The organism is Zoogloea sp., assembly GCF_041914405.1.
In the GTDB taxonomy this organism is placed as follows: domain Bacteria; phylum Pseudomonadota; class Gammaproteobacteria; order Burkholderiales; family Rhodocyclaceae; genus Zoogloea.
In genome coordinates this window covers 99,717-125,709 of the sequence record NZ_JAYSDK010000012.1, presented here as the reverse complement: position 1 = coordinate 125,709, position 25,993 = coordinate 99,717, and the positions used below count along the sequence as shown (strand labels likewise).

General features: G+C 66.4%; 23 protein-coding genes. 3 read left to right on the top strand and 20 right to left on the bottom strand.

Annotation, left to right across the window (positions count from 1 at the left end; genetic code table 11):
- The 8 genes from ACE3RX_RS09760 to ACE3RX_RS09725 all read right to left on the bottom strand — a co-directional run.
- Window positions 1-907, bottom strand: a 907-nt coding sequence (locus ACE3RX_RS09760; protein WP_374482808.1) for an MCP four helix bundle domain-containing protein, incomplete at its 3' end; no start/stop codon positions are given.
- A 36-nt stretch (window positions 908-943) separates the two neighbouring features.
- The gene (locus ACE3RX_RS09755) at window positions 944-3,103 is read right to left on the bottom strand and encodes a chemotaxis protein CheA (protein ID WP_374482806.1); all 2,160 of its coding nucleotides are present in this window, start codon (window positions 3,101-3,103) and stop codon (window positions 944-946) included.
- 2 nt (window positions 3,104-3,105) lie between these two features.
- Window positions 3,106-3,414 (bottom strand): lipid asymmetry maintenance protein MlaB, encoded by a 309-nt coding sequence (locus tag ACE3RX_RS09750; protein ID WP_374482804.1) that lies wholly within the window; start codon window positions 3,412-3,414, stop codon window positions 3,106-3,108.
- Window positions 3,415-3,442: 28 nt separating this feature from the next.
- Window positions 3,443-3,811, bottom strand: a complete 369-nt coding sequence (locus ACE3RX_RS09745; protein WP_374482802.1) for a response regulator — start codon at window positions 3,809-3,811, stop codon at window positions 3,443-3,445.
- A 10-nt stretch (window positions 3,812-3,821) separates the two neighbouring features.
- Window positions 3,822-4,499, bottom strand: coding sequence for a methyl-accepting chemotaxis protein (locus ACE3RX_RS09740; protein WP_374482820.1), 678 nt, complete (start codon window positions 4,497-4,499; stop codon window positions 3,822-3,824).
- Window positions 4,500-5,436: 937 nt separating this feature from the next.
- Window positions 5,437-6,075: a response regulator gene (locus ACE3RX_RS09735; RefSeq protein ID WP_374482800.1), complete on the bottom strand. Its 639-nt coding sequence runs from the start codon at window positions 6,073-6,075 to the stop codon at window positions 5,437-5,439.
- A complete protein-coding gene (locus tag ACE3RX_RS09730; protein WP_374482798.1) occupies window positions 6,072-7,577 on the bottom strand; it encodes a PAS domain S-box protein in 1,506 nt (501 codons plus the stop codon). The genes ACE3RX_RS09735 and ACE3RX_RS09730 overlap by 4 nt, the downstream gene beginning before the upstream one ends.
- A gap of 19 nt (window positions 7,578-7,596) precedes the next feature.
- Complete coding sequence (locus ACE3RX_RS09725; protein WP_374482796.1) at window positions 7,597-11,088, bottom strand: PAS domain-containing protein; 3,492 nt, start codon at window positions 11,086-11,088, stop codon at window positions 7,597-7,599.
- A 500-nt stretch (window positions 11,089-11,588) separates the two neighbouring features.
- Between ACE3RX_RS09725 and ACE3RX_RS09720 the strand changes: the two genes are divergently transcribed.
- Together ACE3RX_RS09720 and ACE3RX_RS09715 are read left to right on the top strand one after the other, a co-directional pair.
- A complete protein-coding gene (locus ACE3RX_RS09720) occupies window positions 11,589-12,215 on the top strand; it encodes a response regulator (protein WP_374482794.1) in 627 nt (208 codons plus the stop codon).
- Window positions 12,216-12,671: 456 nt separating this feature from the next.
- Window positions 12,672-13,178, top strand: a complete 507-nt coding sequence (locus ACE3RX_RS09715) for a hypothetical protein (RefSeq protein ID WP_374482792.1) — start codon at window positions 12,672-12,674, stop codon at window positions 13,176-13,178.
- 29 nt (window positions 13,179-13,207) lie between these two features.
- Here the strand turns inward: ACE3RX_RS09715 and ACE3RX_RS09710 are convergent, their stop codons facing one another.
- The 12 genes from ACE3RX_RS09710 to ACE3RX_RS09655 all read right to left on the bottom strand — a co-directional run bounded on the left by ACE3RX_RS09710 (window position 13,208) and on the right by ACE3RX_RS09655 (window position 24,706).
- Complete coding sequence (locus ACE3RX_RS09710; protein ID WP_374482790.1) at window positions 13,208-13,720, bottom strand: hydrogenase maturation protease; 513 nt, start codon at window positions 13,718-13,720, stop codon at window positions 13,208-13,210.
- Window positions 13,677-15,143 carry a Ni/Fe hydrogenase subunit alpha gene (locus ACE3RX_RS09705; protein WP_374482788.1) on the bottom strand — a complete coding sequence of 489 codons (1,467 nt, stop codon included), beginning with the start codon at window positions 15,141-15,143 and terminating at the stop codon, window positions 13,677-13,679. The genes ACE3RX_RS09710 and ACE3RX_RS09705 overlap by 44 nt, the downstream gene beginning before the upstream one ends.
- A 10-nt stretch (window positions 15,144-15,153) precedes the next feature.
- Window positions 15,154-15,711 (bottom strand): NADP oxidoreductase, encoded by a 558-nt coding sequence (locus ACE3RX_RS09700; RefSeq protein ID WP_374482786.1) that lies wholly within the window; start codon window positions 15,709-15,711, stop codon window positions 15,154-15,156.
- Window positions 15,708-16,415, bottom strand: coding sequence for a 2Fe-2S iron-sulfur cluster-binding protein (locus ACE3RX_RS09695; protein WP_374482784.1), 708 nt, complete (start codon window positions 16,413-16,415; stop codon window positions 15,708-15,710). Before ACE3RX_RS09695 ends, ACE3RX_RS09700 begins: the two co-directional genes overlap by 4 nt.
- Window positions 16,412-18,223 carry an NAD(P)H-dependent oxidoreductase subunit E gene (locus tag ACE3RX_RS09690; RefSeq protein ID WP_374482782.1) on the bottom strand — a complete coding sequence of 604 codons (1,812 nt, stop codon included), beginning with the start codon at window positions 18,221-18,223 and terminating at the stop codon, window positions 16,412-16,414. The genes ACE3RX_RS09695 and ACE3RX_RS09690 overlap by 4 nt, the downstream gene beginning before the upstream one ends.
- A gap of 78 nt (window positions 18,224-18,301) precedes the next feature.
- Entirely contained in the window at window positions 18,302-19,456 is a 1,155-nt protein-coding gene (locus tag ACE3RX_RS09685; RefSeq protein ID WP_374482780.1) for a MalY/PatB family protein, read from the bottom strand.
- A gap of 25 nt (window positions 19,457-19,481) precedes the next feature.
- Window positions 19,482-20,414, bottom strand: a complete 933-nt coding sequence (gene cysK / locus ACE3RX_RS09680) for a cysteine synthase A (RefSeq protein ID WP_374482778.1) — start codon at window positions 20,412-20,414, stop codon at window positions 19,482-19,484.
- A 116-nt stretch (window positions 20,415-20,530) separates the two neighbouring features.
- Entirely contained in the window at window positions 20,531-21,016 is a 486-nt protein-coding gene (gene rfaE2 / locus ACE3RX_RS09675) for a D-glycero-beta-D-manno-heptose 1-phosphate adenylyltransferase (protein WP_374482776.1), read from the bottom strand.
- 77 nt (window positions 21,017-21,093) lie between these two features.
- Entirely contained in the window at window positions 21,094-22,254 is a 1,161-nt protein-coding gene (gene clsB, locus ACE3RX_RS09670) for a cardiolipin synthase ClsB (protein WP_374482774.1), read from the bottom strand.
- 13 nt (window positions 22,255-22,267) lie between these two features.
- Entirely contained in the window at window positions 22,268-23,020 is a 753-nt protein-coding gene (locus ACE3RX_RS09665; RefSeq protein ID WP_374482772.1) for an endonuclease/exonuclease/phosphatase family protein, read from the bottom strand.
- A 112-nt stretch (window positions 23,021-23,132) separates the two neighbouring features.
- Window positions 23,133-24,233, bottom strand: a complete 1,101-nt coding sequence (gene nadA / locus ACE3RX_RS09660) for a quinolinate synthase NadA (RefSeq protein ID WP_374482770.1) — start codon at window positions 24,231-24,233, stop codon at window positions 23,133-23,135.
- 20 nt (window positions 24,234-24,253) lie between these two features.
- Window positions 24,254-24,706, bottom strand: a complete 453-nt coding sequence (locus tag ACE3RX_RS09655; protein WP_374482768.1) for a rhodanese-like domain-containing protein — start codon at window positions 24,704-24,706, stop codon at window positions 24,254-24,256.
- A 63-nt stretch (window positions 24,707-24,769) separates the two neighbouring features.
- On the opposite strand from ACE3RX_RS09655, the gene ACE3RX_RS09650 reads away from it, so the two are divergent.
- Window positions 24,770-25,948: a cation diffusion facilitator family transporter gene (locus tag ACE3RX_RS09650; protein WP_374482766.1), complete on the top strand. Its 1,179-nt coding sequence runs from the start codon at window positions 24,770-24,772 to the stop codon at window positions 25,946-25,948.
- Window positions 25,949-25,993 lie beyond the last annotated feature (45 nt).

Here is a 25,993-nt window from a genome sequence, read left to right as displayed (position 1 = left end):
CTTCCTCGACGCTGGCAGCCTGCTCGCTGGTGGCCTGGGACAGGCTCTGGGCGGTCGCGGAAACCTGCTCGGAGGCGCTGCCCAGGCTGTCGGCGGTGCTATGCACCTGGCCGATGATGTCAGACAGCTTGTCGACCATGTCCTGCAGGGCTTGCAGCAGCTGGCCGGCCTCGTCCTTGCGGTTCACCTCGATGCGGGTGCTCAGGTCTCCATCGGCGAGGGCGCGGGCGATGCCCACTGCCTGGGCCAGCGGGCCGGTGATGGAGCGGGTCACGCTGATCGCCAGCGCAATGCCGATCGCAATGGCGATGGCGCTCAGCACCAGCATGCTCTTCAGCGCGCTGTCGTAGGTCTCGCTGGCCTTGCGGGCGGCGATTTCGGTGGCCTTGGTTTCCTCATCGACGAATTTAGCCAGGCTGTCCAGCCATTCCCGCTGGGCCGGGCGAACCTCCTTGAACAGCAGCGCGGTGGCGTCGGCCATGCGCCCTTGGCGGGCGATCTCGAGAACCTGGTCCTGCTGGCGAAACACGTTCGCAGCAAGCCCCTTGATCTTGGTGGCGAGGGCGCGCTCTTCGTCGCTGGCGTTGGCGGCGAGCAGCTTGTTGAGTTCGGCCTCACCGTCCATGTAGCTCTTCTTGCGTGCTTCCAGGCGGCCGGATTCGGTCTTGGTGACGCTCTCGTCCTGGCTCAGCAGCAGGTTGCGCAGGGCGATCGCCGAGTCGCGCAGGTTGTCCACCATCGCGTTGCTGACGCGGGTCTTCTCGTTGTTGACGGTGGTGATCTGCTGGACGCTGTCGTTGATCGCCATCATGCGGCTGGTGCCGATGTAGACGATGGCGGCCAGCAGGGCCAGGACGAGCCCGAACCCGAAGGCCAGGCGTTGGCTGATTTTCAGATTGCTGAACATGGATGTTCTCCGGCTGGGATTTCAGAAAGTGACGGGTCAGGCGGCCGCGCGGTCGGTGACCTGTTGCAGGAGGCGCGGAACGTCGAGGATCAGCGCGACGGCGCCGCTGCCCAGGATGGTCGATCCGCTGATGCCCTGAACGCGGCTGAAGACGCGGCCGAGGGGCTTGATGACGGTCTGGATCTCGCCGTGCAGGCTGTCCACCACCAGCCCGGCGCGCTTGCCGCCGTACTGCACGACCACCAGGTTGCGGTCGGTGTGGCGTGCCTCCTTGCCGACCGGCAGGTCGAGGGCGTCGCGCAGGCGGGTGTAGGGCAGGATCTGGCCGCGCTGGTTGAGGTAGTCGCGGCGCTGGCCGGACTGGCGTTCGGCGGCAGGCAGTTCGATGCACTCGACGACCTGGTCCAGCGGGATCACGAAGGACGCATCGCCGACGCCGACCAGGAAGCCGTCGATGATGGCGAGGGTCAGCGGCAGGCGGATGCGCATCGTGCTGCCCTGGCCTTCGGCGCTGTCGATCTCGATGCTGCCGTGCAGGGCTTCGATGTTCTTCTTGACCACGTCCATGCCGACGCCGCGCCCGGAGATGTTGCTGAGCTGCTCGGCGGTGGAGAAGCCGGGGGCGAAGATGAGCTTGTAGACGTCTTCGTCGGAGAGGTTCTGCTGGGGACCGACGAGGCCTTTTTCGATGGCTTTCTTGAGGATGCGTTCGCGGTTGAGGCCGTTGCCGTCGTCGCTGACTTCGATCAGCACGCCGCCGGAGTCGTGGCGGGCGTCGAGGCGGATCGTGCCCTGGGCCGGCTTGCCGCGGGCCACGCGAAGCTCGGCGGGCTCGATGCCATGGTCCATGGCGTTGCGCACCAGGTGCATCAGCGGGTCGCCGATCTTCTCGACCATGGTCTTGTCGAGTTCGGTCTCGGCGCCGTTGATGACCAGGCGGATGTCCTTGCCGAGGTCGCGGGCCACGTCGCGCACCACGCGCTGGAAACGGTTGAAGGTCTCGCCGATCTGCACCATGCGCAGGTTGAGGGTGCTGTCGCGGACTTCCTCGATCAGGCGCGCCATCGTCGAGGTGGCCTCGAGCATGCGGCGGGCCTTCAGCTGGCCGGCGATCATGTTGGCGCCGGCACCGGCGATGACCAGTTCGCCGACCAGATTGATCAGCTTGTCGAGCTTGTCGGCATCCACGCGCAGGGTCTTGGCGCGACCGCTGTCGCGGGGCGGCTTGCCGCCGGTGGCGGGAAGGGCTGCGTCGATGACGGCGGGCAAGGCTGGCGCTTCTTCGGCGGTGACCGGAACGAGGGCTGTCGTTGCGGCGGGGGCGGGCGCCAGGGCGCGTTCCAGCTCGGCGGCGTCGAGGGTGCCGCAGCGCACCAGCGCTTCGCCGAGGGCTGCCGGTTCCGAAGTCAGGGCCGTCAGCATGTCGGCGTAGGTCTGCAGCGGGCTGTGGGGTGGCAGGATGTGGATGGTGGCGTCGTCGCGCACGAAGTCGAAGGTGCCGTCGATGTCGGCGTGGCTGGCCTCGCTCTTCAGGCTGATCTCGAAGCCCAGGTAGCAGGCTTCCGGGTCCAGCTCGCCGAGGGCGGGCAGCGCGTCCTGCAGGGTGACGATGCCTTCGATTTCGCCGAGGCTGCCCAAGTAGCGGATGAAGGACAGTGGGTCCATGCCGTGCTGCAGGACTTCCCGGCTGAAGCGCAGGGAGACGTGCCAGTTGCCGGTGGCGGCGCTGTTGCCGCCGGTGGCCGCAGGAAGGGTGGTGGCAGGCGTCACGTCGGAGGCGACGGTGGGGGCCGGCAGCGTAATGGCCGTGGTGAAGCGGGCCAGCTGGCCGAGCAGGTCGTGGCCGATCGCATTGACCACCGGATCGTGGCCGTGGGCCTTGTCGGCGACGCGCTGCAGCAGGGTGCCGATGTGGTCGCCGCTGGCCAGCAGCAGTTCGGCCAGTGGGCGGTCGATAGCGAGTTCGTTGCTGCGCACGCGGTCGAGGACGTTCTCGACGGTGTGCGTGAAGCCGACCACTTCGTCGAAGCCGAAGATGCCGGCTGAGCCCTTGATGGTGTGGGCGGCGCGGAAGATCGCATTGACGGTCTCGCCGTCGCCCTCGCCGTTCTCGATCTGCAAGAGGCCGTCCTCCATCTGCTCCAACAGTTCGCGGGCTTCGAGGAGGAAGGTCGGGATGGCCTGATCGATGTCCATGTTCATTGCGCTCCGCTGGAGGTGGGGGCGGCCGGCAGCAGCGCGTCGAGGCCGCACAGGGCGAGGCAGTCGCGCACCGCCGTGCTGCAGCGTTCGAGGCGGCTGGCGGGCAGGCTGCGCAAGGCGGCCAGCACCACCTGGAGGCCGGCGCAGTCGATTTCGATGACGTCGCCCAGGTCGAGGTGGCAAGGGCTTTCGTCCGCCGGCAGGGCCAGCAGGGCGTCCCTGGTGGCGGCGGCGTTGTAGATGTTCAGCTCGTCGCTGAAGCGGACGCGGATCTGTCCGTCGTCCCGGGCGATATCGAGGCTCATGGCGCTTTCCTGGCTGCTGGCCGGCCGCTCAGGGCAGGATCAGTTTGGAGACGGCATTGAGCATCTGCGCCGGGGCGAAGGGCTTGACCATCCAGGCCTTGGCGCCGGCGGCCTGGCCTTCAGCCTTCTTGGCTTCCTGGTTTTCGGTGGTCAGCATGACGACCGGGGTGAACTTGTAGCCGGGCAGCTTCTTCATCTCCTTGACGAAGGTGATGCCGTCCATGTTGGGCATGTTCACGTCGCTGATGACCAGGTGCACCTTGCGGCCGTCGAGCTTGCCGAGGGCGTCCTTGCCGTCGCAGGCTTCGACGACGTCATAGCCGGCGCCCTTCAGGGCGATGCTGACGACCTGGCGGAGGGAGGCGGAATCGTCCACCACGAGAATGGTTTTAGCCATGGATGTACTCCTAGAAGAAGGTGATTTCTGATGGGGCGTCGCCGGCGGCAGCGCCGCCGCCAGCGTGGATCTGGCGTTCTTCGGCGGTGGCGTAGCTGCCGGACAGGCTGGCCAGCATGCGATCCACCGGCAGGGGCTGCGGCCAGCCGCCGTGGGCGACGTCGGCGTGGCTGGCGGCCAGCTGCGCCGGCAGCGCGTCGATGCTGTCGCGGACGTGGCTGAGGATCTGGCTGACCCGGTCCTGGAACTGGAGCTGGACGAGGGCGTCGGAGACGTCGGACTTGATGCCGGCGCTCTCGTTGCGCAGGGTATGGCTGGATTCGACGAGGCCGTCGATGATGCCGCGGAAGCCGCCGAGCACCTCGCCGATGGCGTCCTCGGAGGCCTGCAGCGCGCGGGCGTCATTGACGGCGGTGCTCTCGGCGCTGGCGACGGCGGTGGTGATGGCCTTGCTGATCGCGTCCACCGCGCTGCCCATGTTGACGCCGGTGGTCTTGGACTGGCCGGACAGCTTGCGCACTTCGTCCGCCACCACCGCGAAGCCGCGCCCGGCTTCACCGGCGCGGGCCGCCTCGATGGCCGCGTTGAGGGCCAGCAGGTTGGTCTGGTCGGCGATGCCGGCGACATCCACCGCCATTTTCTGCAGCTCGACGATGAACTGCTGCAGGCGCTTCACCTCGGCGACCATCTCTTCCTTGTGGCGGTTGGCGGTCTGCAGGGATTCGATGAGGGACTGCAGGCGGGTTTCGCTACGGGTGAACACGCCGAGCAGGCCGCCTTCGCCGTCGGCAGCGCCGGAGGCCGCGTCGGCGATGCGTACCGAGACGTCAAGGCGGTCCACGATGGCGGAAAAGGCGAGGGTCAGGCCGACCACGGCGCTTTCCATCTGGGAGCGGCCGCTCTCGATCTGGCGGGCCCACAGGGGGAACAGGCGTTCGGCCAGTTGGTCGAGGCTGGCCACGTAGGGCGTCAGTTTTTCCACTTGGGTCGTTTCCGTTTGACGATGGAGTTGCTGGGTGGCGAGGGTGGCGTCCTGGCGCAGGCTGCGGCGGATTGCCCAGCCGATGCCGCCGCCGACGAGCAGTGCGGCCCCGGCGGCGACGAAGGTGGGCCAAGCGGGCGCGCCGATTGCGGCCACGGCCAGGGCGCCGGGCAGGCCGGCGCCGAGGGCAACGAGCGGGGAGGCGGCGAGACGCGTCATGGCCGCGCTCCGGCGTGAAGGCGGCTGTTTGCCGCGCTGTCGATGTGTCCGCTGACCGTCATTGCTAGGCTCTCCTCGGGCGGTTCTGGCGTCTGCGTCGATGCAGGTCAGGGTTGCCGCACTGATTGGTTTGCGCGCAGCTGCCGGTCGGGCTGGAGGCCCCCGTCATGCGCCTGGATTACGGACGCAATGGTGCCGATCGCCGCGGAGGGCGAATATCGGCGGAGGCTTAAAGTTTTTGTCGGAAGCGACCGGTCGCGTGTAGGAGGATTCCTAGGGCCGGCGGGGATACGGGAGGGATTTCAGCGGGATGCCGTGGGGCGGACGTCTGTGGGGGCGAATGAGTCCGCCCCAGCAGGGGGCGGCGGGCCTGGCTGTGGGGGAGGTGCTTCCGTAGGGGCGAATTCATTCGCCCGCAGCGGCCTCAGCGTAATTCGACCAACTGGTGCTCGATGGCGTAGTGGATCAGCTCGGCGCTGCTGCTCATGCCCATCTTCTGCAGGATGCGCGACTTGTGGGTGCTGACGGTCTTGACGCTGAGGGACAGGCGTTCGGAGATGGCCGTGATGGTGGCGCCGGCGACGATCATCTGGAAGATCTGGTATTCCCGGTCGGACAGCGTGGTGTGGGGCAGTTCATTGTGGCGGGCGCTGTATTCGAGGGCCAGGCGCTCGGCGACGGCCGGGCTGATGAAGACGCCACCGCCGGCGACTTTGCGCAGCGCCCCGATGAGTTCCTCGCCGGCGTGCTCCTTGGTCAGGTAGCCGGCGGCGCCCGCCTTGATGGCGCGGACGGCGTACTGCTCTTCCTTGTGCATGCTGAGGACGAGGATCGGCAGCCGGGGGTATTCGCTTTTCAGCTGCTTGATCAGCTCGATGCCGCTGCGGCCAGGCATCGACATGTCGAGCAGCAGCAGATCCGGCGGCGACTGGCGAACCTGGGTGATGACTTCGTCGCCGGTGGCGGCTTCGGCGCACACGCTGAACTCTGGTGCGTCGCTGAGGACCTGTTTGAGGCCGGTGCGGACGATGCTGTGGTCGTCGGCCAGCATGAGACGGATCATCGAGCTTGGTCCTTGTCTTGATGGGCGGTCTTGCCGAGGGGCAGGCGTACCGTGATGGTGGTGCCGTGGCCGGGCGCGCTGCGGATTTCGCTGCTGCCGCCGAGGGCCTCGGCACGTTCGCGGATGCCGAGCAGGCCGAAGGACGAGCGGGTGCCGGCGGTGGCCGGATCGAAGCCCTTGCCGTTGTCGCTGACGGCGATCTCGATGGCGTCGGTGTCCCGTTCCAGGGTGACCAGCACGCGGCGGGCGGCGGCATGGCGGGCAATGTTGGTGAGGCATTCCTGGATGATGCGGAAGGCCGCGGTGGCTCGTGGCTTGTCGGTCTGCAGGTCTTCGGCGGCGGCCGCCTCAAGGCGGCAGTCGATACCGTTGCGGTGGCCGAAGCCTTCCAGGAACCATTCGACGGCGTCGCGCAGGCCGAGGTCGTCGAGCATCACCGGGCGTAGTTCAGACGACATGCGCCGTACCCAGTCCACGGTGTCGTCGATCAGGTGCTTCATGTCGGTGAGCTTGTCGTGCAGGGCTTCGGCGTCTGCGGGCAGGCGGGCGCGCAACCAGGCGGCGTCCATCTTGATGGCGGTGAGCAGCTGGCCGAGTTCGTCGTGCAGTTCGCGGGCGATGTGGGTACGTTCTTCCTCACGCACCGACTGCAGGTGGGCCGACAGTTCCTGGGAGCGGCGGCGGGCGTCGAGGAGTTCCTGCTGGACGCGCTTGCGGGCGCCGATGGGCTGGGCCGCGCTGACCGCGCCGACGATGCGGCCATCCTCGATGAGTGGGGTGGCGACGAAGGAGACCGGGACGGGCGTGCCGTCCTTGTGCAGGTAGATGTCGTCGTCGATGCGCTGGGTCTGGCCGCTGCGCAGAGCCAGCAAGGTGCCGCAGCAGGTCGGGTCGGACGGTGGGGCGTCGGCGGCCGGGCGGTGGATGATGAAATGGATCTGCTTGCCGAGGAGTTCCTGCTCGGTCCACCCGAGCAGGCGCTCGGCCTCCGGGTTCATCCAGAGCAGCGCGCCATGGGCATCGGTGGCGAACAAGCCCTCGCCGACGGCGTTGGTGATGGCCCGCAGGCGCTTCTCGCTGAGACGCAGGGCTTCCTGGGCGCGCTCGTGGTCGCGCCGGATGGCGGCTTCGCGCAGGGCTCGCTCGATGGCGGGTTGCAGGCGCGGAAGGTTGTCCTTGACGACGAAGTCGGAGGCGCCGGCTTTGATCAGCGCGGCGGCTGACTCTTCGCCGACGAAGCCCGAGACGGCGATGAAGGGCAGGTCGCAGCCCAGTTCATGCAGCAGTTCAAGGGCCGCGGTGGCGCTGAAGCGGGGCAGGTGGTAGTCGGAGATGACCACGTCCCAGGGCTGGGCGGCCAGCGCGGTGCGCATGGCAGCGGCGTTGTCCACCCGCTGGACGACGAGGTCCGGCCAGTGCATCTCGAGTTCCAGCAGGATCAGGTCGGCGTCGTCGGGCGAGTCTTCGACCAGCAGGACATGCAGGCGGACGGGTGGGCTCATGGCAGGGGGCGGCGTTGCATCAGGCTTTATTGTCCCTTGCGCTTTCCCGCTGCGGCAAGGTGAAGTGGATTGTCGCGCCGGCGCCGACGGCGCCTTCCGCCCACACCTTGCCGTGGTGGCGGCGGACGACCCGTTCGACGGTGGCGAGGCCGATACCGGTGCCTTCGAATTCGCTTTCGGCGTGCAGGCGCTGGAATTCCTTGAACAGCTTCGTGGCATACGCCGGATCGAAACCGGCGCCGTTGTCGGCCACGAAGAAGACCGGGCGCTCATCGTCGGCCCGGCAGCCGAAGCGGATCGCCGGATGCGGCGTATGGCGGGTGAACTTCCAGGCGTTGCCGAGCAGGTTGTCGAGCAGGATGCGCAGCAGGCTGGCGTCGCCGAAGACGGTGAGGCCGGCCGTGACCTGGATGTCCACCTGCCGCTCCGGGTCGTTGCGCTGTAGCTCATCGAGGATCTGGCGGGCCAGCGCGCTCAGGTCGACCCGTTGCCGGCGGACCGGGCCGCGTGTCACGCGGGACAGCTTGAGCATGTCGTCGATGAGCCGCCCCATGCGCTGGGCGGCGCGGCGGACGCGGTTGAGATAGTCGCGGCCGGCGTCGTCGAGGTGTTCCTGGTAGCGGCGCTGCAAGGCCTGGCTGAAGCCGTCGATGCTGCGCAGCGGCGCGCGCAGGTCGTGGGATACCGCCGAACTGAAGGATTCCAGCTCGCGGTTCACGTCCTCGAGGGCGCGGGTCCGTTCGGCCACTCGCCATTCGAGCTCCTCGTTGAGCTGGCGCAGTTCGGTCTCGGCTTTCTGGCGCAGGGTGTTTTGGTGGGCAGCCTCGAAGGCGAACGCCAGATCCTGGCACAGGTCGTCGAGCAGGCTGACGATCTCGGCGGTGAAGAAATGCGGCTCCGGCGCGTACAGGTTGATCAGGGTGATCTCGTCCTGGTGGCGGATCTGGAAGACCGCCGACGAACGGTAGCCGCGGCTCAGGGCAAGGCCGCGCCACGGCGCCATGTCGGGATCGGTGGCGATGTCCTCGCAGAGCACGTGGCGACCTTCGCGGGTGGCGCGGCGGGTCGGGCCCTGACCGGTCGTCAGGGTGTCGTAGATGGCCAGCGTCGTTTCGATGTAGCCGGCCTCGTGGCCCCAGTGGATGATGTGCGCCGGTCGGCCGTTCTCGATCCGGCAACTCCAGGCCATGACCAGGCCGCCGTCCTCGACCATGATCCGGCACAGGGTCTGCAGCAGTTCGTCGTTGTCGCGTATCCGCACGATGGCCTGGTTGGCCTTGCTGAGGACCGCGTACAGGCGCGCCAGGTAGGCTAGCCGCTTCTTGGCGCGGACCTGCTCGGTGATGTCGAGGTTGGTGCCGATCAGGCGTTGCCGGCGGCCATCGCTGTCTGCAGTGATGGCGGCATGGCAGTCCAGGTAACGGATCTCTCCGTCCGGCCGGCGGATGCGCATCTGGTAATGGCGCGGCTGGCTGGTGGCGACAACGCTGTCGAGCTCGGCCATGACCTGGGGCAGATCCTCGGGCAGGATCAGGGATTTGAAGTTGTCCAGGCTGGCTTCACGAGCGCCCGGGGCGTGGCCGAAGAGGCGGGCGCACTCTTCTGACCAGATCTGTTCGCCGCTGTCCAGCCGGAGCTCCCAGCTGCCCAGGTGGGCCAGGCGCTGGGCTTCATTCAGGAAGGCGTCGCGGCGGCGGATTTTTTCTTCGGCGCGGACGCGCTCGGTGATGTCATGGGTGACGCCGATCATGCTCGTGGGGGTGCCGTCGCTGAGCTGCAGAACCTTGCCCTGCACATGAACCCAGCGGGTGCTGCCGTCCGGCAGGATGAACTGATGCTCGATGTCGAGCGGCGTGCCGCCGTTGAGCGCAGCCCCTAGCGCGAGCCTGACGTCCTGCTGCTGTTCCAGGGGAATGTGCTTGAAGATCGCGTCGATGGTGGACAGGTCAGTTGTTGCTCCGAGTCCGAGCACCTCGGCGGCGTCTTCCGTCCACGCCACGGTGCCGCGGGTGACGTCATATTCCCAGCTGCCGATGTGCCCGATGCGCTGGGCTTTATCAAGGTGCAGGCGGGTGCGGGCCTGCTTGCTGACCACCGGGCTGATGCGGCTGTACAGGAATACCGAGCCGGTCAATACCAGCACCCCGATCAGCAGTGCGGAAATCCGCAACTGTTCGAGCAGGAGGTCATGGATGTCGCCGGTGTCCAGCTTCTGCACGATGCCGAGGCCGAATTCGGGCAGCGGGGCGTAGGCCGCAAGGACTGCCCGTCCCCGGTAGTCACGGGACAGGCCGAAGCCGTATTCCCCGTCCAGCGCGCGGGCCATCGGGATGCGTACGCCATCCACCACTTTCGGGGTGGTGAAGGCATGGGGGGTCAGGCGGGTCGGAAAGCAGTCGGCATGGGCCCCATCGGAGCGGCAGACGACGAGTTCGCCGGAATGGCTCAGGTTGTCGATGTCGTTGAGTACGTCGGCGAGATGCTCGAGGCGCGCCTGGACCACGATCTCGCCCTTGCCCGCGGTGTCGATGCTCACCGGAATCCGTCGCTCCAGCCAGTACGCATCGTTCCAGAACAGCCAGCTGCGCTGGTCGATGCGCATGCGGTTGTGTTCGACGGTGGAACGGTCACCGGTGCTGGCGAGAACCCGGCCCGCCGCATCGGTGACCCACAAGGCCTTCAGGCCCGAGGGCTGGCCGGCAATCAGGAGGCGCTGTAGCTCGGTGTGGAGTTCCGGGCCCGTGGCTCCGAGACGGACGATGTTGTCGGTGCGGGCCAACTGGATACCCTGCTCGGCAGCGGTGGTGGCGTGGTGGATGGCATTGCCGAGCAGGCTGGTGTTGGCCGTCAGGGCTGACTGCAGGGTATGGCGGAACAGGGACAGGGTCTGTCCCGCCAGGGCGCCCACGCCGATCAGCCACGCGGCGATGGCGGCGATCAGCAGCATCGAGCTTCCGACGGCGAAGATCTGCCGGTCCTGGCGGTGGCGGTAGAAGCTGCGCAGACCTGGCAGGCGCAGCAGGGTTGCGCCGAGGCCCACCGCCAGGATCGCCAGCGCCAGCGCCGATGCCCAGTCCAGGGCAAAGCGGCGGCCGCCAAAATCGAACAGGTCGATGCCGACGATGCTGTTCAGGACTTGGGCCGCGCTCCCCAGTAGAGTCAGCAGGCACAGCCATTGCAGCAGAAGCTGCAGCGCGATGTGGGGAAGCTGGCGCCTGGCCCTGGGCAGGCCGGCGAGGATGGCGGCGGCGAGGCTCAGCGCCATGGCCGTTACAGGGGACGGCAGGCTGGGCGGCGGACTCGCCGTCTGCAAGGCGCGAACGAGGCTCAGCACGGCCAGGGTGCCGAGGGCGACCGCCAGCAGGGTTTGCAGCATCCGCTGCCGCGGGAGGGGCGTGTTGGCAGCCAGCAGGCCGGCGCCGGCCAGAGTGAAGCCGGCGAGCGTTCCGCTGCCGGGCGTTATCAGGGCCGGGAGTCCGGCAGCGAGCCCGGCGCTCAATGCAATAAGCATCAGACCGGCGAGTGCGCCAACCCGGCTACTTCGATCTGCGTGCGTTAGCACACTCGGGTATCCGTCCTTGGTCGTGGGGGCGGCAGACTACCATCCGGGCGGGAGGCCCGTAAAAGCAGCGGCTTTCTGCAAGCTGATTTTGCGAACGTCGATAAGTGGGTCATAATTCTGCCGCCGTGTTGCAGATCCGTGTCGGCGGGCATTCCAGGCTGCCGTCCGTGTTGTGACAAAGCCTGTATTTTCAATGCCTTCGTGCTTGTTCTTCCATCCTTGCCGGGTTTTCGGGTCAGGTCGCCATCGGCGGGTCTGGCATGACAAGGGCAAAATCCGGGGTGTGGTCGCCTGTGCATGGGGACGACGTTTTTTTGGGGAATCTCATCAATTCTCGCGGACTGGCGATCCTACGCCCACTTCTGGCGTAGCTATCGTGAGCTTTTCGTCATGTCCGTCTAAACTGATAAGATCTTTTGTAATTGCCATTCGAATTGCCTGATTAATCCATGGCCGCCACGCCCGAATCTCCTGAAAAGGAATATTGCAGCACTTCCGAAGCAGCCCAGCGGCTGGGTCTTTCCTTGGGCACCATTCAGCAGATGGTCGAGAATGGCCAGCTTGAGGGCTGGAAGACTGCGGGTGGGCATCGCCGGATCCGCGTGAGTTCCATCGAGGAATTCCGTGCCCGCTCGATGGCCGGCGGCGGCCAGGGGGGACAGGCCCGGGCCCCGGGCAATGCACTCCAGATTCTGGTGGCCGAGGATGATCGCATCCTCCAGAAGCTCTACGAGCACACCTTCACCTCATGGGGCCTGCCGTTGCAGGTACGCCTGGTTTCCAGCGGAATCGACGGCCTGCTCGAGATCGGCCGCGAGGCGCCCGACCTGCTGATCACCGACTTGCGCATGCCGGGCATCGATGGCTTCGAGATGATCCGCCGCCTCCGTGCCGATACCCAGTTGCAGGATCTCGACATCGTTGTGGTCAGCGGTCTGACCGATGACGACATCGCCGAGCAGGGTGGACTGCCTCCCGACGTCATCCTGTATTCCAAGCCGGTGCCTTTCCGGGAACTAAAGGGTTACGTGCAGGCCAAGATCATGGCGCTGCAGCGGCGAGTGCGGGGAGCCTGAGCGCCCGCTTGGCGTGACCCGTAAGTGATCTGATCGGCCCTGGCAGCCCTGCGCTGCTGGGGCCGATCGTTTTTGGATCGCCGCAGTCCAACTCCCGTGCGCAGGAGAGAGGGTTGCGCCCGTTGCGGTGCTGACTGCGCGCCCTTCTTCGTCCTGAATTGAAGCGGGTCAAGGTGCCGGACGCCGTCCTCGGTGATGCTGTGATGATATTGGCGATTGTCCGCAAGAAGGGGGTGTATATGTCAGGATCTTATGTGACAATCTCCAATGTGCGGTAGAATTTGACAATAATGATATATTTCGTATTTGTGCCTTTGTCGTTATTGTGCGCCTTTGATGCGGCCAGTCCTGCTGCTGCCCGTCGGCAGTCCGAGCACTGTTGCGGTGGACTAGGTTGAGGCCGTGGTGGGCACATTTAGCCAGGGGAATCGATGAACCTGTCAGATGAGGTCGGTCGTGGGTGACCCTGTCTCCGAGGCGGCCATTACCGGTGCGGCGCTGGTGCGTCATCTGAACGATGCGCGCTTTGCCAGCCTGCGTGCGCTGCGGCAGCTGCTGCGCGCCCTCGATGCGGAGCGGATCGCCATCGGGGTGCTGAGTCCGGATGGCGCCAGCCTTCAGGAGGAACTGGTGTGGGCGAGCGGTTTCGCCCGCTGTGGTGACTCGGAGCGGGTGTTGTCCTGTGCTGCGTTCGCCGATGAAATCCGCGACTGGCTGGCCTCCCCGAAGGATGCACTCAGCATCGCCATCGATACCCGTTCGCCGGCATGGCACGAGGTGCCCTGCGATCAGTTGCTGCTGGTGCGTGATTGCCGAAGCAGCCAGGAGGGGGGCGCATTGGTGCTGGCAGCCCAGCTGCGCGGGGGCATTCTGCTACCCGACGAGGCGGCCCGAGCGATTGCGGTGTTGATTCGCGAATACGCGTCCCGGCGCGAGCCGGCTACGCTGCACACTGGAACCTAAAACCATCCGGGCTTTGCTGCGAGCCGGTGTCAGGCGGTCCGTTGCCGCCAAGCTGCCGTGTCGATCGTTGCCAGGCAGTCCCGCAGGTGCTTCCGCGCCGCATCCAGGTGAGCCTCCGCAGTCGGGCTGAGGCCTTCACCAAGCTGGAAGTCCTCACCGCGTACGCACAGTACGAAGGCCGGTGGCGGTGGCCGACGAATTTCCCCATGGACGTACAGCACGGCTTCCGGTGAGAGGGCGTGGGAGCTGATCGAACGGTCGGGGGCGGGGCGGATCTCCCGAAACGAGAAGGGTGCCGGCGTACCCGTGCCGGCATCGATGAACAGCGCCAGATCCCGGTCGTCCAGGTCGAGGGCATGCTCGACCTGTAGCTGGAAGTCGCTGACCAGCCGTACATCGGGCAAATTCCAGTTTTCCAGTTCGGCCATCAGCCGCGGGCCGATCGCGTCGTCGCCCCGTGACGGGTTGCCCACCGCAAACACCACCAGCCGCACGTGCTCACCCTCCACTGACTGCCTTATCCACCAGGCGTCCATCCTCATCCACCAGTTCGACAGCCAGCGGCATCTTCCCAAGGGCGTGGGTGGCGCAGGACAGGCAGGGGTCAAAGGCGCGGATCGCAACCTCGATGTGGTTCAGCAGCCCTTCTGTGAGCTGGCGTCCGTCCAGGTAGCGGCGGGCCACCTGGCGCACGGCCTCGTTCATGGCCTGGTTGTTGTGGGTGGTGGATACGATCAGGTTGCAGTAGCTGACCAGATCATCTTCGCCGACCCGGTAATGGTGGATCAGCGTGCCGCGCGGCGCCTCGATGATGCCGACCCCTTCGCGCCCCTTCGGGCCGCTGGCGAGGCGGTCGTCGGACAGCAGGTCCGGGTCATCCAGCAGGTCGCGGATCACCTCGGCGGCGTGCAGCATCTCGATCATCCGCGCCCAGTGGTAGGCCAGCGGCGCGTGTATCGGTTCGCCCTCGCCACGGACGATGAAGTCCTGGCGTTCCGCCTCGGCCAGCGGGCTGGGGATGAAATCGCAGTTCTGTACGCGGGCCAGCGGGCCGACCTTGTACCAGCCTTTGGCCGGGCCCAGGTCGCGGATGAAGGGGAACTTCATGTAGCTCCACGACTTCACTTCCTCGACGATGTGCTGCTCGTAGTCGGCGCAGGGCATATTGTCCCGGACGATCTGGCCGCGGGCATCGCGCAGGCGCAGGTGGCCATCGTAGAGGTCCATCGCGCCATCTGCCCGTACCAGGCTGAACAGATGGCTGCGGAACAGGCCGAACTCGTCATACAGCGGTCCGTTGGCTTCATGCAGACGGCGAGCGAGTCGTACCGCGTCGCGGCTCCAGCTGACGACCTGGTCGGCGTCCTTGCGCAGCAGGTCGCGGTCGTCGGCGCTCAGGGACTTGTTCACCCCGCCGGGGATCGCGCCAGTGCCATGCACCCGCTTGCCGGCGGTGACGCGGATGATCTCCTGACCGAACTTGCGCAGCAGCACGCCTTCCTTCGCTACGTGAGGATAGGCGGCAGCGACGCCGACGATGTTGCGCTGGTGGACCGGTGACTCGAAGCCGAACAGCAGGTCCGGGGAGGAGAGGTGGAAGAAGTGCAGTGCGTGGGATTGCAGGATCTGCCCGTAGTGCATCAGGCGGCGGATCTTCTCGGCGGTGGGCGTGATCTGCGTGGCGCCAACCACCGGGTCGAGCGCTTTGGAGGCGGCCAGGTGGTGGCTTACCGGGCAGATGCCGCACAGGCGCTGCACCATCACCGGCACTTCCCAGTAAGGGCGGCCCTGAATGAATTTCTCGAAGCCGCGGAATTCGACGATGTGCAGCCGGGCTTCCTTCACATGGCCGGCGTTGTCGAGCAGCAGCGTGACCTTGCCGTGGCCTTCGACCCGCGACACGGGGTCGATGGCGACGCGGCGCAGGCTTTCCCGGTTGGTGGCGGTTTCCAGTTCGAAGCTCATGGTGAGAACCTCAGTCGTAATGCAGCAATCCGTTCGCGAGCCGCGGCGTGCGGCCGGCGATCAGGTCGGTGAGGAACTTCCAGATCGCCGGGCCGGATGGCGGGCAGCCGGGCAGGAAGTAATCGACGCGGACCACTTCGTGGATCGGCCGCACCTTGTCCAGCGGCAGCGGCAGCTCCGGGTCGTTGGGAATCTGCCCGTTCTCTAGGCCTGGACGGAACTGGTAGACCTCACGCAGGCATTCCGACAGCGGCAGGTGGTTGCGCTGGGCCGGCAGGCCGCCATTGACTGCGCAGGCGCCAAGGGCGATCAGTGTCTTGCAGTGGCGACGGAACTCGCGCAGCACATGGACGTTTTCTGCGTTGCAGACCCCGCCTTCGATGAGGCCGATGTCGCAGGGGCCCACGTCCTTGATGTCGGTCAGCGGTGAGCGGTCGAACTCGACCAGCTCCACCAGTTCGAACAGATGCTCGTCGATGTCCAGGAAGGACATGTGGCAGCCGAAGCAGCCGGCCAGCGAGGTGGTGGCGACACGCAGTTTGCGGGCAGGGGCGGGAGCCGGGCTCATGATTCCTCCTCCTTCAGCGTCTTGCTGCGGATCGTCTCGGTATCAAAGGTCCGCTCGCCGATCGGCACCGCGAAGCCGCGGCCCTTGGGAAGGATGACGCCGACCGGGCAGATGCGCGCGGCCAGATCGTCCTTCGAGAAGTCGGTGTCGGCCAGCCTGCCGGATTCCGCATTGACCGTAAGGTGCTTGTCGATGCCGCGGCCGGTCAGTGCGAACACCGACTTGCCGTCAACATCGCGGCTGGCGCGCACGCACAGTTCGCAGAAGATGCAGCGGTTGAAGTCGAGCAGCATGTCCGGGTGGGAGGCATCCACCGGGCGTTCAGGGAAGAAATGGCGGAAGCGCGGCGTGAGCATCTCGTATTCGTAGCCGAGGGCTTGCAGCTCGCAGTTGCCGCTCTTCTCGCACGACGGGCAGAAGTGGTTGCCCTCGACGAACAGCATCTGCAGCAGGCCGCGTCGTTCGCCGTTCATTTCCGGCGTGTTGCTCTCCACCTCCCAGCCTTCCTTGGCCGGCGTCGCGCACGCCGATACATGGCGGCCGGCCGCCTTGACGATGCACAGCTTGCAGCTGCCGTGGGGTGGAAAGTCTTGGTGCCAGCACAGGCTGGGGATGTAGTGGCCGGCCTTGCGGGCCGCTTCGAGGATGGTCTGGCCGTCCTCGAAGGGGACGGGCTGGCCGTCGAGGAGAAACTGTTTTGTCATTTTTCTTCTTCCTCGTGAGTCTGCAGGTGGGCGCCGGGGTCGTCGCGGGCGGTGAGCTGGCGGGCTTCGGCTAGGGCTGCATCGAGGTCGAAGGCCGGTTCGAAATCCAGTGACACCAGGCGCCGCTCGTAGGCCGGACGGAATTTCTGCAAGGTGTCGATGACCGGATTCGGTGCCGCGCTGCCGAGGCCGCAGTGGCTGGCGTTCTTGAGCAAGCGGTCGAGCCAGTCGATGTCGGCCAGGTCGGCCTTGGCGCCGTGGCCGTCAGCCAGCTTGTCCATGAAGCCCTTTAAGAGTGAAGTACCGACCCGGCACGGGGTGCAGAAGCCGCAGCTCTCGTGAGCGAAGAAATGCACGAAGGCGCGGGCGACGTCGAAGAGGTCGCGGCTGCCGTCGAAGATCATGAAGGCGCCGGCGGTGGGCACGTCTTCGTAGGCGATGCGGCGCTGGAACTCGTAGCCGGCCAGGCACACGCCGGCCGCGCCGCCCACCTGCACGGCCTGGGTGTCGCTGGCGCCGCAGTCTTCGAGGATGCGTGCGATGGGCACGCCGAAGGGATATTCGTAGATACCCGGCGCGGCGCAGTCGCCGGAGATCGACAGTATCTTGGTGCCGGCCGACTGGGCGGTGCCGCTGGCCGCGAAGGTTTCGCCGCCATCAAGGGCGATCAGGCAGGTCTTGGCCAGGGTTTCGACGTTGTTCACTACGGTCGGGCGGCCCAGATAGCCTTTGGTGACCGGGAAGGGCGGGCGGATCCGTGGCGTGCCGCGTTTGCCTTCGAGGGATTCGATCAGCGCGGTTTCCTCGCCGCACACGTAGGCGCCGGCGCCCAGGTGAATGCGGATGTCGAAATCGAAACAGGGCTCATGCAGGATGTGACGGCCAAGCAGGCCGGCCTCGCGGCGGCGGGCCAGCACGGCTTCCAGCTGCGGCAGCAGGTAGCGGTATTCGCCGCGCAGGTACAGGAAGCCTTCCGACGCGCCAACTGCCCAAGCGGCCAGCGTCATGCCTTCGAAAACCAGGTCGGCATAGCTGTTGAGCAGCACCCGGTCCTTGAAGGTGCCAGGCTCGCCTTCGTCTGCGTTGCAGACGATGACCTTGGGTTCGCCGGATGCATCGCGCGCGCTGGCCCACTTGACCGCAGTGGCGAAGCCGGCGCCGCCACGGCCGCGCAGGTTCGATTTCTGAACTTCCTGCAGCCAGCCTTCACGGCCCAGTTCGATGACGGCGGCCAGCGCCGCGCCGGGCTTCATGTCGAGGTTGAGCAGGCTGTCCTTGCGGCGGATGTTGTCGCTGATCTGGAAATACTCGGCGGGCCACAGGTCGAGGGGGCGCTGCTGGCGGATCATCTCGGCGATCTCGTTGATGCGCCGGTGGGTCAGCTGGCCGATCGCACGGCCGTTGACCAGCATGGCCGGCCCCTGGTCGCAGAGGCCGGTGCAGGAGGTCGTGGCGATGCTCACCAGGCCGTCTTCCGAGAGCTTGCCGGGTTCGATCCACAGCTTGCGGCACAGGGCGTCCATCAGCTCGGTATTGCCGAGCATGCGGTCGGTGATGTTGTCGGAGAACAGCACCCGGTAGCGGCCTACCGGTTGCGTGTAGAGGAAGCTGTAGAAACCGGCGACCCCTTCCACCCGGCTGCGTGGGATGTGCAGGGCCTGGGCGATGTAGGTCAGAGTCGGTGCCGGCAACCAGCCTTCGAGGTCCTGGACTTCGATCAGGATCTGCAGCAACTCGGTCGGGTAGTGGCCGTGGCGCTGCAGAATGCCGTCGATGGCGGCGGTCGGGGTGGCAGGGAGCGTACTCACAAGAACCTCCGGCTGCGGGTGGCAACGCGCCCAGTATGCGCGCTGGGAAGCCGGGATTCTTGCGCTAGATCAGGAAATTCAGGAAATCACCGCGCGGCGGATGCGTGCCAGACCGTCCTCCAGACGGGACGGCGGGCAGCCGAAATTGAGGCGCACGAAGCCCGGCAGGCCGAAATCCTTGCCGTCTGAAAGGCCGACGCCGGCTGCCTCGAAGAAGGCTGCCGCATTGGTGATGCCACGGGCGGCGATGAACTTGCGGCAGTCGATCCACGCCAGGTAGGTGGCTTCGATTGGGGTGGTGGCCAAGCCCGGCAGGCTGTTGATGACCTCGACGACCCGTTCGGCGTTGGTGCGCAGGGTATCGAGCAGGGCTTCCCGCCAGGGGCCGCAATCCCGGTAGGCCACTTCGGTAGCAGCTAGCCCGAGCACATTGACGTGCGGCACGATGCCGGCCATCGCGCGCTTGTAGCGGGTACGCAGGCCAGCGTCGGGGATGATCGCGAAGGCGCAGTACAGGGCCGGAATGTTCCAGGTTTTGGACGGGGCCATCAGCGTGATGGTGCGTTTGGCCACGGACTCGTCGAGGGACGCGATGGGAATGTGCGGCTTGGCGGGATCGAGGACCAGGCCGCAGTGGATCTCGTCGGAGCAGATCATGAGATCGTGACGTTCGGCCAGCACGGCGATGCGGCCGAGTTCGTCCCGGTCGAAGACGCGGCCGACCGGATTGTGCGGGTTGCACAGCATGAACAGGCGCACGCCGTCGGCCACCGCGGCTTCGGTGCGGCTCCAGTCCCATTCCCAGCGCGTACCGCGCTGGACCAGCGGCGTGGTGACCAGGCGCTGCTCGAAATTGCCCGGCGCGTGCAGGAAGGGCGGATAGACCGGCGTGGCGGTGAATACCCCGTCACCGGGTTTGCCCACCGCCCGTACCGCGACGTTGAAACCGGTGACGACGCCCGGCAGCCACACCAGCCACTCCGGCTTGACCTGCCAGGCGTGGTCACGGGCGATGCCGTCGATGACCCCCTCGGCCACGCTCGGCCACGGGTCGGCATAACCGAACACGCCGTGGTCAATGCGTGCGTGGAGGGCTTCCAGCACTGCCGGCGGGGCTGCGAAGTCCATATCCGCAACCCACATGGGAATCACGTCTTGGCCGGCGTAGCGGCGCCACTTGATGCTGTCGGAGCCGGCCCGCTCGGGGCCGGTGCTGAAGTCGAAGGTCGTCAAGCCGGAGTCTCGCTGAAGTGAAGGGTCAGACTTCCAGATGCTGGTAGAGCACCGTGGACAGGTAACGTTCGCCGAAGGACGGGATGATCACCACCACCAGCTTGCCGGCGTTCTCCGGCCGCTCGGCGACCTGCAGCGCGGCCCACACGGCAGCGCCGGAGGAGATGCCAACCAGCAGGCCTTCCTCGGTGGCCAGCTTGCGGGCGGTGTCGAGGGCCGCGTCATTGGGCACTTGCACGATTTCGTCGTAGACCGCAGTGTTGAGGATGGCCGGCACGAAGCCGGCGCCGATCCCCTGGATCGGGTGCGGGCCACGCTGGCCGCCGGACAGCACCGGACTGGCAGCAGGTTCGACGGCGATGACCTTGACGCCCGGCTTGCGCTCCTTGAGCACTTCGCCGACGCCGGTGATGGTGCCACCGGTGCCGATGCCGGACACGAAAATGTCCACCTGACCATCGGTGTCGGCCCAAATCTCCTCGGCCGTGGTTTTGCGGTGAATGGCCGGGTTGGCGGGGTTCTCGAACTGCTGCGGGATGAAGTAGCGGGAGTCGGCGGCGGCCAGTTCGGCTGCTTTCTTCAGCGCGCCGGGCATGCCTTCGGGGCCCGGGGTCAGGATCAGTTCGGCGCCGTAGGCCTTGAGCAGCAGCTTGCGCTCGCGGCTCATGGTCTCGGGCATCACGAACGCACATTTGTAGCCGCGCGCCGCACAGACCATTGCCAGGCCGATGCCGGTGTTGCCGGAGGTGGGTTCGAGGATGATGGTGTCGGGCTTGATCTTGCCGGCGGCTTCGGCCGCGTCGAGCATTGCCGCGGCGATGCGGTCCTTGACGCTGTGGGCCGGGTTGAAGAACTCCAGCTTGAGGGCGAGGGTGGCGCCGTTGGACGGGGCCAGCCGGTTGAGCTTGACGAGCGGGGTGTTGCCGACCAGTTCGGCCACATTGTTGGCGATACGCATGGCTTTTCTCCTTGTTGGGCAAATGGTTATTGTTTCTCTAATTCATTCTAGAACTAGCAGCCAGCATTCCATAGATCGAAAGCGCATATGCAAATAATCGCCCGCCGGCGGCTGGCTTACAGGCGCCGGATCTTTTCGAGCAGGGCGGTGGTGGAGCGCTGGTGTTCGAAGGGGATCGAATGCACGCTGCCGCCGCGAGCAAGGGTTTCGGGGGCGCCGACGATGCGGTCCGGGGCCCAGTCGCCGCCCTTGACCAGTACGTCGGGCTGGCATTCGAGGATGCGGGCGATCGGGGTGTCCTCGTCGAACCAGGTAACGAGATCGACGCAGCCGAGGGAGGCCATCACCGCGAGGCGGTCCTGCAGCGTGTTGATCGGCCGGTCGTCGCCCTTGCCCTGGCGGCGTACCGAGTCGTCGCTGTTGAGGGCGACGACCATCGCTGCGCCGAGGGCACGGGCCTGGGCCAGGTAGGTGACGTGGCCGCGATGCAGGATGTCGAAGCAGCCGTTGGTGAATACCAGCGGGCGAGGCAGCGTGGCGATGCGCTCGCTCAGCTGCTCAGGGGGGCAGATTTTGGCCTCGAAGGCGGGGGGGGAATACATGGTGGCAGGGCGTTCAGGAGACTCGGAAGCCCCGTATGTTAGCCGCTGGCGCCGTGCTTGGTGATTCGTGTCAGCCGTCAATGGTGGTTACGGTAGCCGGCAATACCGATCATCAGGCGCACCAGTCCGTAGGCGGCCCAGTTGAGCAGGCGCTGCAGGCGCGGCCCCCGTTGCCAGTCGGCCGCGGAGATTTCCTGCCCGCCCTCGCGTATCGCCCGGGTCAAGCAGTTACGCAGGCGTTCTGCAAAGCCGCTATTGCGGACCACTACGTTGGCTTCGCGGGCCAGTAGCAGGCTGAAGGGGTCGATGTTGGAGGAGCCGACGGTGGCCCAGCGTCCGTCGATGACAGCCACCTTGGCGTGTAGATAGCTGCGGTGATATTCGACGATGCGCAGGCCGCCGGCCAGCAACTGGCCGTAAAGCGCGCGGGTGGCGCGTTGCTGCAGCGGATGGTCGGCGAGCCCCTGGACCAGCAGGGTGATCATCACCCCCCGTCGGGATGCGTCCAGCAGGGCGTGCCGGAACCGGCGCCCCGGCAGGAAGTAGGCGTTGGCGAGGATGATCTCCCGCCGCGCGCCGGCGATGCCGAGCAGGTATGCGTCCTCGATGTCGCGTCGGTGGCGGATGTTGTCGCGGACCAGGAAGGCGGCTTCCACGTCGCCACAGGGCTGGGGCATGACCGGTGGGCTGGCCGGCAGGCGCAGGCGCTGGCGGAAGGAGGCCCAGGCCACCAGTTCCCACACGTGGCGCACGCCGGCGTGGATCGGGCCGAGCAAGGGGCCCTCGACGCGCACAGCGTAGTCGTGGCGGGGAGCGTCGAGGCTGGGCGCCTCGTAGTCGCTGGTGATGTTGATACCGCCGACGAAGGCGATCTGCCCGTCGATGACCGCCAGCTTGCGGTGCAGGCGGCGCAGCCGGCGGCGCCGCAGGGACAGGGTACCGACCTCGCGACGGTAGATCAGGACGTTGACGCCGGCCGCGCTCAGCGGGGCGAGGTGTTCGGCGACGAACTCGCGGCCGCCGAAGCCATCGACGAGCAGGCGCACGCTGACGCCACGGGCAGCGGCGCGGGCCAGCGCGGCGGCGATGGTCTGGCCGATGTCATCGTTGGCGAAGATGTAGGTCTCGAGGAAGATCTCGTGGCGAGCACCGTCGATAGCGGCCTGCAGGGCCGGGAAGAACTCGGTCCCGTTCTCCAGCAGGGTCAGCGCGTTGCCGCGCAGCCAGGTGATACTCATGGGGCGGCGTGCTTCAAGGGAGCCGAATCTGGGCGGTCAGCGGTGCGTGGTCTGAAATCTGGCTCCAAGGGGCGCCGTAATGCACTTCGGCGCGATCGACGGCGAAGCCGCGCACGTAGATGCGGTCCAGGCGCAGTAGCGGCAGGGTGCTTGGAAAGCTGCGCGCCGGGCGGCCCCGGATCGATGTGAAGACCTCGGTCACGCCGAGTGGCCCTGTGAGACAGTCGTCGGCGTGGTTGCGCCAGTCGTTGAAGTCACCGGCGATGATCAGCGGTGATCCGTCCGGCGCCAGGCTATCCAGGCGTTCGACCAGGGCCGCCATCTGGCGGCGCCGACTGCCGGCGGTGAGGCCCAGATGTACGCAGATGCAATGCACCGGCTGCGCAACCCCTTCGACGCGGATCTCGCAGTGGAGCAGGCCGCGGCTCTCGAAGCGGTGGTCGGATACGTCCTGGTTGGCCTGGGACAGGATGGGGTGGCGGCTGAGGATCGCGTTGCCGTGGTGGCCGTGGTCATACACCGCGTTACCGCCGTAGGCGGTCTGCTGCCATACGTCGCGGGCCAGGAACTCGTGTTGAGGCTGTTGTGGCCAGTCCGGGTGGCGGCTGGCGTGGCGCAGGTGCATGCCCTGGACTTCCTGCAGGAAGACCACGTCGGCGCCGAGCAGCCGCAGGCGGTCGCGCAGTTCGTGGATGGCCAGGCGACGGTTGAACTGAGAGAAGCCCTTGTGAATGTTGTAGGTGCAGATGCGCAGCGTGGTGCTCATCGCGGTCTCCTTTTTTCCTGCATTCTGCGCCTGTCGCCGGTTTGCCGCATCTTGCGCCGCTCCATGCAAAACGGCGCCCGCAGGCGCCGTCGTGGGCTGACGAGAGGTACGCTCAGGATACCGCGAGCATGCGCTCGAGGGCGACCTTGGCCAGCGCGGCCTCGTGTTCGGGTACCGTGATGCGATTGACCACCTTGCCGTCGGCGAGGTTCTCGAGGGTCCAGGCCAGGTGCTGCGGGTCGATGCGCTGCATCGTCGAGCACATGCACACGGTGGGCGCCATGAACTGGACGATCTTGCCTTCGTGCTTCACTTCTTCGGCAAGGCGGTTCACCAGGTTCAGCTCGGTGCCGACCAGCCAGCGGGTGCCGGGGGCGGATTCCTTGACGACCTTGATGATGTATTCGGTCGAGCCGACGAAGTCGGACTGGCGGCACACTTCCAGCGCGCTTTCCGGGTGGGAGATGACCTTGCCGTCCGGGTACTGGTTGCGGAACTTGATGATGTGCGCCGGCTGGAACATCTGGTGCACCGAGCAGTGCCCCTTCCAGAGCAGGATCTTGGCCTTCTTGATCTGTTCGACGCTGAGGCCGCCGTATTCCTGGTCGGGATCCCACACCACCATCTCGTCGAGGGGGATGCCCTTATTGAAGCCGGTCCACCGGCCCAGATGCTGGTCGGGGAAGAACAGCACCTTCTCGCGCTGCTTGAAGGCCCAGTCGAGGATAGTGGGGGCGTTGGTGGAGGTGCACACGATGCCGCCGTGCTCGCCGCAGAAGGCCTTCAGGTCGGCCGCCGAGTTGATGTAGGTAACCGGTGTGATCAGCGTGTCGGGGGTGTCCAGCACCTCGGACAGCTCGCGCCAGCAGCGCTCGACCTTGGCGAGGTTGGCCATGTCGGCCATCGAACAGCCGGCGGCGAGGTCGGGCAGGATGGCCTGCTGGTGAGGCTTGGACATGATGTCCGCCACTTCGGCCATGAAGTGCACGCCGCAGAACACGATGTATTCGGCGTCGGTTTCGGCGGCGAGGCGCGACAGCTTGAGGGAGTCGCCGGTCAGGTCGGCGTACTGGTACACGTCTGCGCGCTGGTAATGGTGGCACAGCAGCACGGCCTTGTCGCCGAGGCGGGCACGGGCGGCACGGATGCGCTCGTGGGCGTCGGCGTCGGCGAGGGTGTTGAAACGGTCGAAACTGATCGGTACGGCTTGCATCGGTTTGGGGTCCTGTTGGTTCAGCCCTGGGTCCATGGCAGGCCGGCATGGCGCCAGCCTCCGACGGCGTTGCGGTGCCCGCTGGCGTCCTTGTCGCCTTCGAAGCCTTCCAGGATGTTGTAGGCGTTGGTGAAACCTGACGCCGCGGCCAGCGTTGCAGCCGCATTGGAGCGGGCGCCGCTGCGGCACAAGAACATCACCAGCGCTTCCGGATCGACCTGGCGCTTGAACTGGGCGAGAAAGTGCGGGTTGGGTTCATTGCCCGGATAGAGCATCCATTCGATTTCCACAGAGCCCGGCACGCGTCCGACCCAGTCCCACTCGGCACGGGTGCGCACGTCCACGAGCTTGGCGCCTGGAGCGAGCTGCAGCACTTCCCAGGCTTCCCTGGGGGTGAGGCTCCCTGCATAGGGAACGTTCAGGCTGCGGCCGCGTTCCTGGGCAAGGGCAAGGGTATCGCTTAATTTTCCCATGGCGGACATCCGGCTAGAATGGCGGGCCTGCGAGTATACCCCCGGCCCTACGGGCTGCAAGTCATGTCTTTCGAAGCTCACTCCACCGCGGCGGCGGGCGAGACCCTCGATGCCGAGCGCGCCCGCAAGGCACAGTCAGCAACCTGGGTCAGCGTGGCCGTCAATGTCGTGTTGACGGTGCTGCAGATCACCGTCGGCCTGATCTCACATGCCCAGAGCCTGGTTGCCGACGGCATGCATACGCTGTCCGACCTCCTCGGCGACTTTCTGGTCATGTTCGCCAGCCGCCATGGGGCGAGCCCCGCTGATGAACTTCACCCCTATGGTCACGGGCGCTACGAGACGGCCGCTTCGCTGGTGCTGGGCCTGGTGCTGGCGGGCGTCGGTGCCGGCTTCTTGCTGACCGCCGCCGGCCGCCTGCAAACCCTGGACGCCTTGCCAGAGCTGCATCCGATGGCCTTGTGGATGGCCTTGCTGACGCTGGCTGGCAAGGAGGGCCTGTTCCGCTACATGCTGGCGGTGGCCCAGCGCCTGCGTTCGCCGATGCTGGTGGCCAATGCCTGGCATGCGCGGGCGGATGCGGCCTCGTCGTTGGTGGTGGCGGTGGGCATCGGCGGCAGTCTGCTCGGCTACCGGTTTCTCGAGCCTCTCGGTGCGGCGCTGGTGGGGTTCATGATTCTGCGTATGGGGGCGATGCTCGGTTATGAGGCGTTGCGGGAGCTCATCGATACCGGTGTGCCGCCAGACGAGGTGGCCAAGATCCGTGCGACGGTGACCGAAACGCCCGGCGTGATCGACGTACATGAATTGCGCACCCGCCGCATGGCTCACCGGGTGCTGGTGGACGCCCATGTGCGGGTGGATGCCCGGATCAGCGTATCGGAAGGGCACCGGATCGCCGAACTTGCCCGTTACCGGGTGCGCAGCCGCCATCCTGACGTGCTCGACGTGCTTGTACATGTGGATACCGAGGAAGACCAGATCGCTGCAGCGGGGCGCACGCTGCCCGGCCGCGAGGTGCTGGTTAACGAACTGGAAACCTTGCTCGGCGATGTGCCGCAGGCTGCGCCAGCTGTCTTCCACTATGTTGGCGAGCGGGTTGAGGCCGAGGTCTATCTGCCTTTTGAGTGGTGTGCGGACGCTGATCGGCTGGCGTGCCTGCAGCAGCGGCTGCGGGATTACTGCAATGGTGCATCGTCCCACTGGGGGCGGATCGCTCTACTTTGTAAAATTGCACCATAATGGTGCCTTGTTTGTATTTATGCACCTTTATGGTGCGAGTTTTTT

Bases quoted from the DNA above. Each gene is read 5' to 3' on its own strand.
- clsB (WP_374482774.1), bottom strand. From the start codon at position 22,254: ATGAGTATCACCTGGCTGCGCGGCAACGCGCTGACCCTGCTGGAGAAC.
- ACE3RX_RS09755 (WP_374482806.1), bottom strand. From the start codon at position 3,103: ATGGACATCGATCAGGCCATCCCGACCTTCCTCCTCGAAGCCCGCGAA.
- ACE3RX_RS09740 (WP_374482820.1), bottom strand. From the start codon at position 4,499: ATGGTCGCCGAGGTGAAGCGCCTGCAGCAGTTCATCGTCGAGCTGCAG.
- ACE3RX_RS09745 (WP_374482802.1), bottom strand. From the start codon at position 3,811: ATGGCTAAAACCATTCTCGTGGTGGACGATTCCGCCTCCCTCCGCCAG.
- ACE3RX_RS09655 (WP_374482768.1), bottom strand. From the start codon at position 24,706: ATGGGAAAATTAAGCGATACCCTTGCCCTTGCCCAGGAACGCGGCCGC.
- ACE3RX_RS09725 (WP_374482796.1), bottom strand. From the start codon at position 11,088: ATGCTTATTGCATTGAGCGCCGGGCTCGCTGCCGGACTCCCGGCCCTG.
- ACE3RX_RS09710 (WP_374482790.1), bottom strand. From the start codon at position 13,720: ATGAGGATGGACGCCTGGTGGATAAGGCAGTCAGTGGAGGGTGAGCAC.
- ACE3RX_RS09700 (WP_374482786.1), bottom strand. From the start codon at position 15,711: ATGAGCCCGGCTCCCGCCCCTGCCCGCAAACTGCGTGTCGCCACCACC.
- ACE3RX_RS09730 (WP_374482798.1), bottom strand. From the start codon at position 7,577: ATGAGCCCACCCGTCCGCCTGCATGTCCTGCTGGTCGAAGACTCGCCC.
- ACE3RX_RS09705 (WP_374482788.1), bottom strand. From the start codon at position 15,143: ATGAGCTTCGAACTGGAAACCGCCACCAACCGGGAAAGCCTGCGCCGC.
- nadA (WP_374482770.1), bottom strand. From the start codon at position 24,233: ATGCAAGCCGTACCGATCAGTTTCGACCGTTTCAACACCCTCGCCGAC.
- cysK (WP_374482778.1), bottom strand. From the start codon at position 20,414: ATGCGTATCGCCAACAATGTGGCCGAACTGGTCGGCAACACCCCGCTC.
- ACE3RX_RS09695 (WP_374482784.1), bottom strand. From the start codon at position 16,415: ATGACAAAACAGTTTCTCCTCGACGGCCAGCCCGTCCCCTTCGAGGAC.
- rfaE2 (WP_374482776.1), bottom strand. From the start codon at position 21,016: ATGTATTCCCCCCCCGCCTTCGAGGCCAAAATCTGCCCCCCTGAGCAG.
- ACE3RX_RS09750 (WP_374482804.1), bottom strand. From the start codon at position 3,414: ATGAGCCTCGATATCGCCCGGGACGACGGACAGATCCGCGTCCGCTTC.
- ACE3RX_RS09735 (WP_374482800.1), bottom strand. From the start codon at position 6,075: ATGATCCGTCTCATGCTGGCCGACGACCACAGCATCGTCCGCACCGGC.
- ACE3RX_RS09650 (WP_374482766.1), top strand. From the start codon at position 24,770: ATGTCTTTCGAAGCTCACTCCACCGCGGCGGCGGGCGAGACCCTCGAT.
- ACE3RX_RS09720 (WP_374482794.1), top strand. From the start codon at position 11,589: ATGGCCGCCACGCCCGAATCTCCTGAAAAGGAATATTGCAGCACTTCC.
- ACE3RX_RS09665 (WP_374482772.1), bottom strand. From the start codon at position 23,020: ATGAGCACCACGCTGCGCATCTGCACCTACAACATTCACAAGGGCTTC.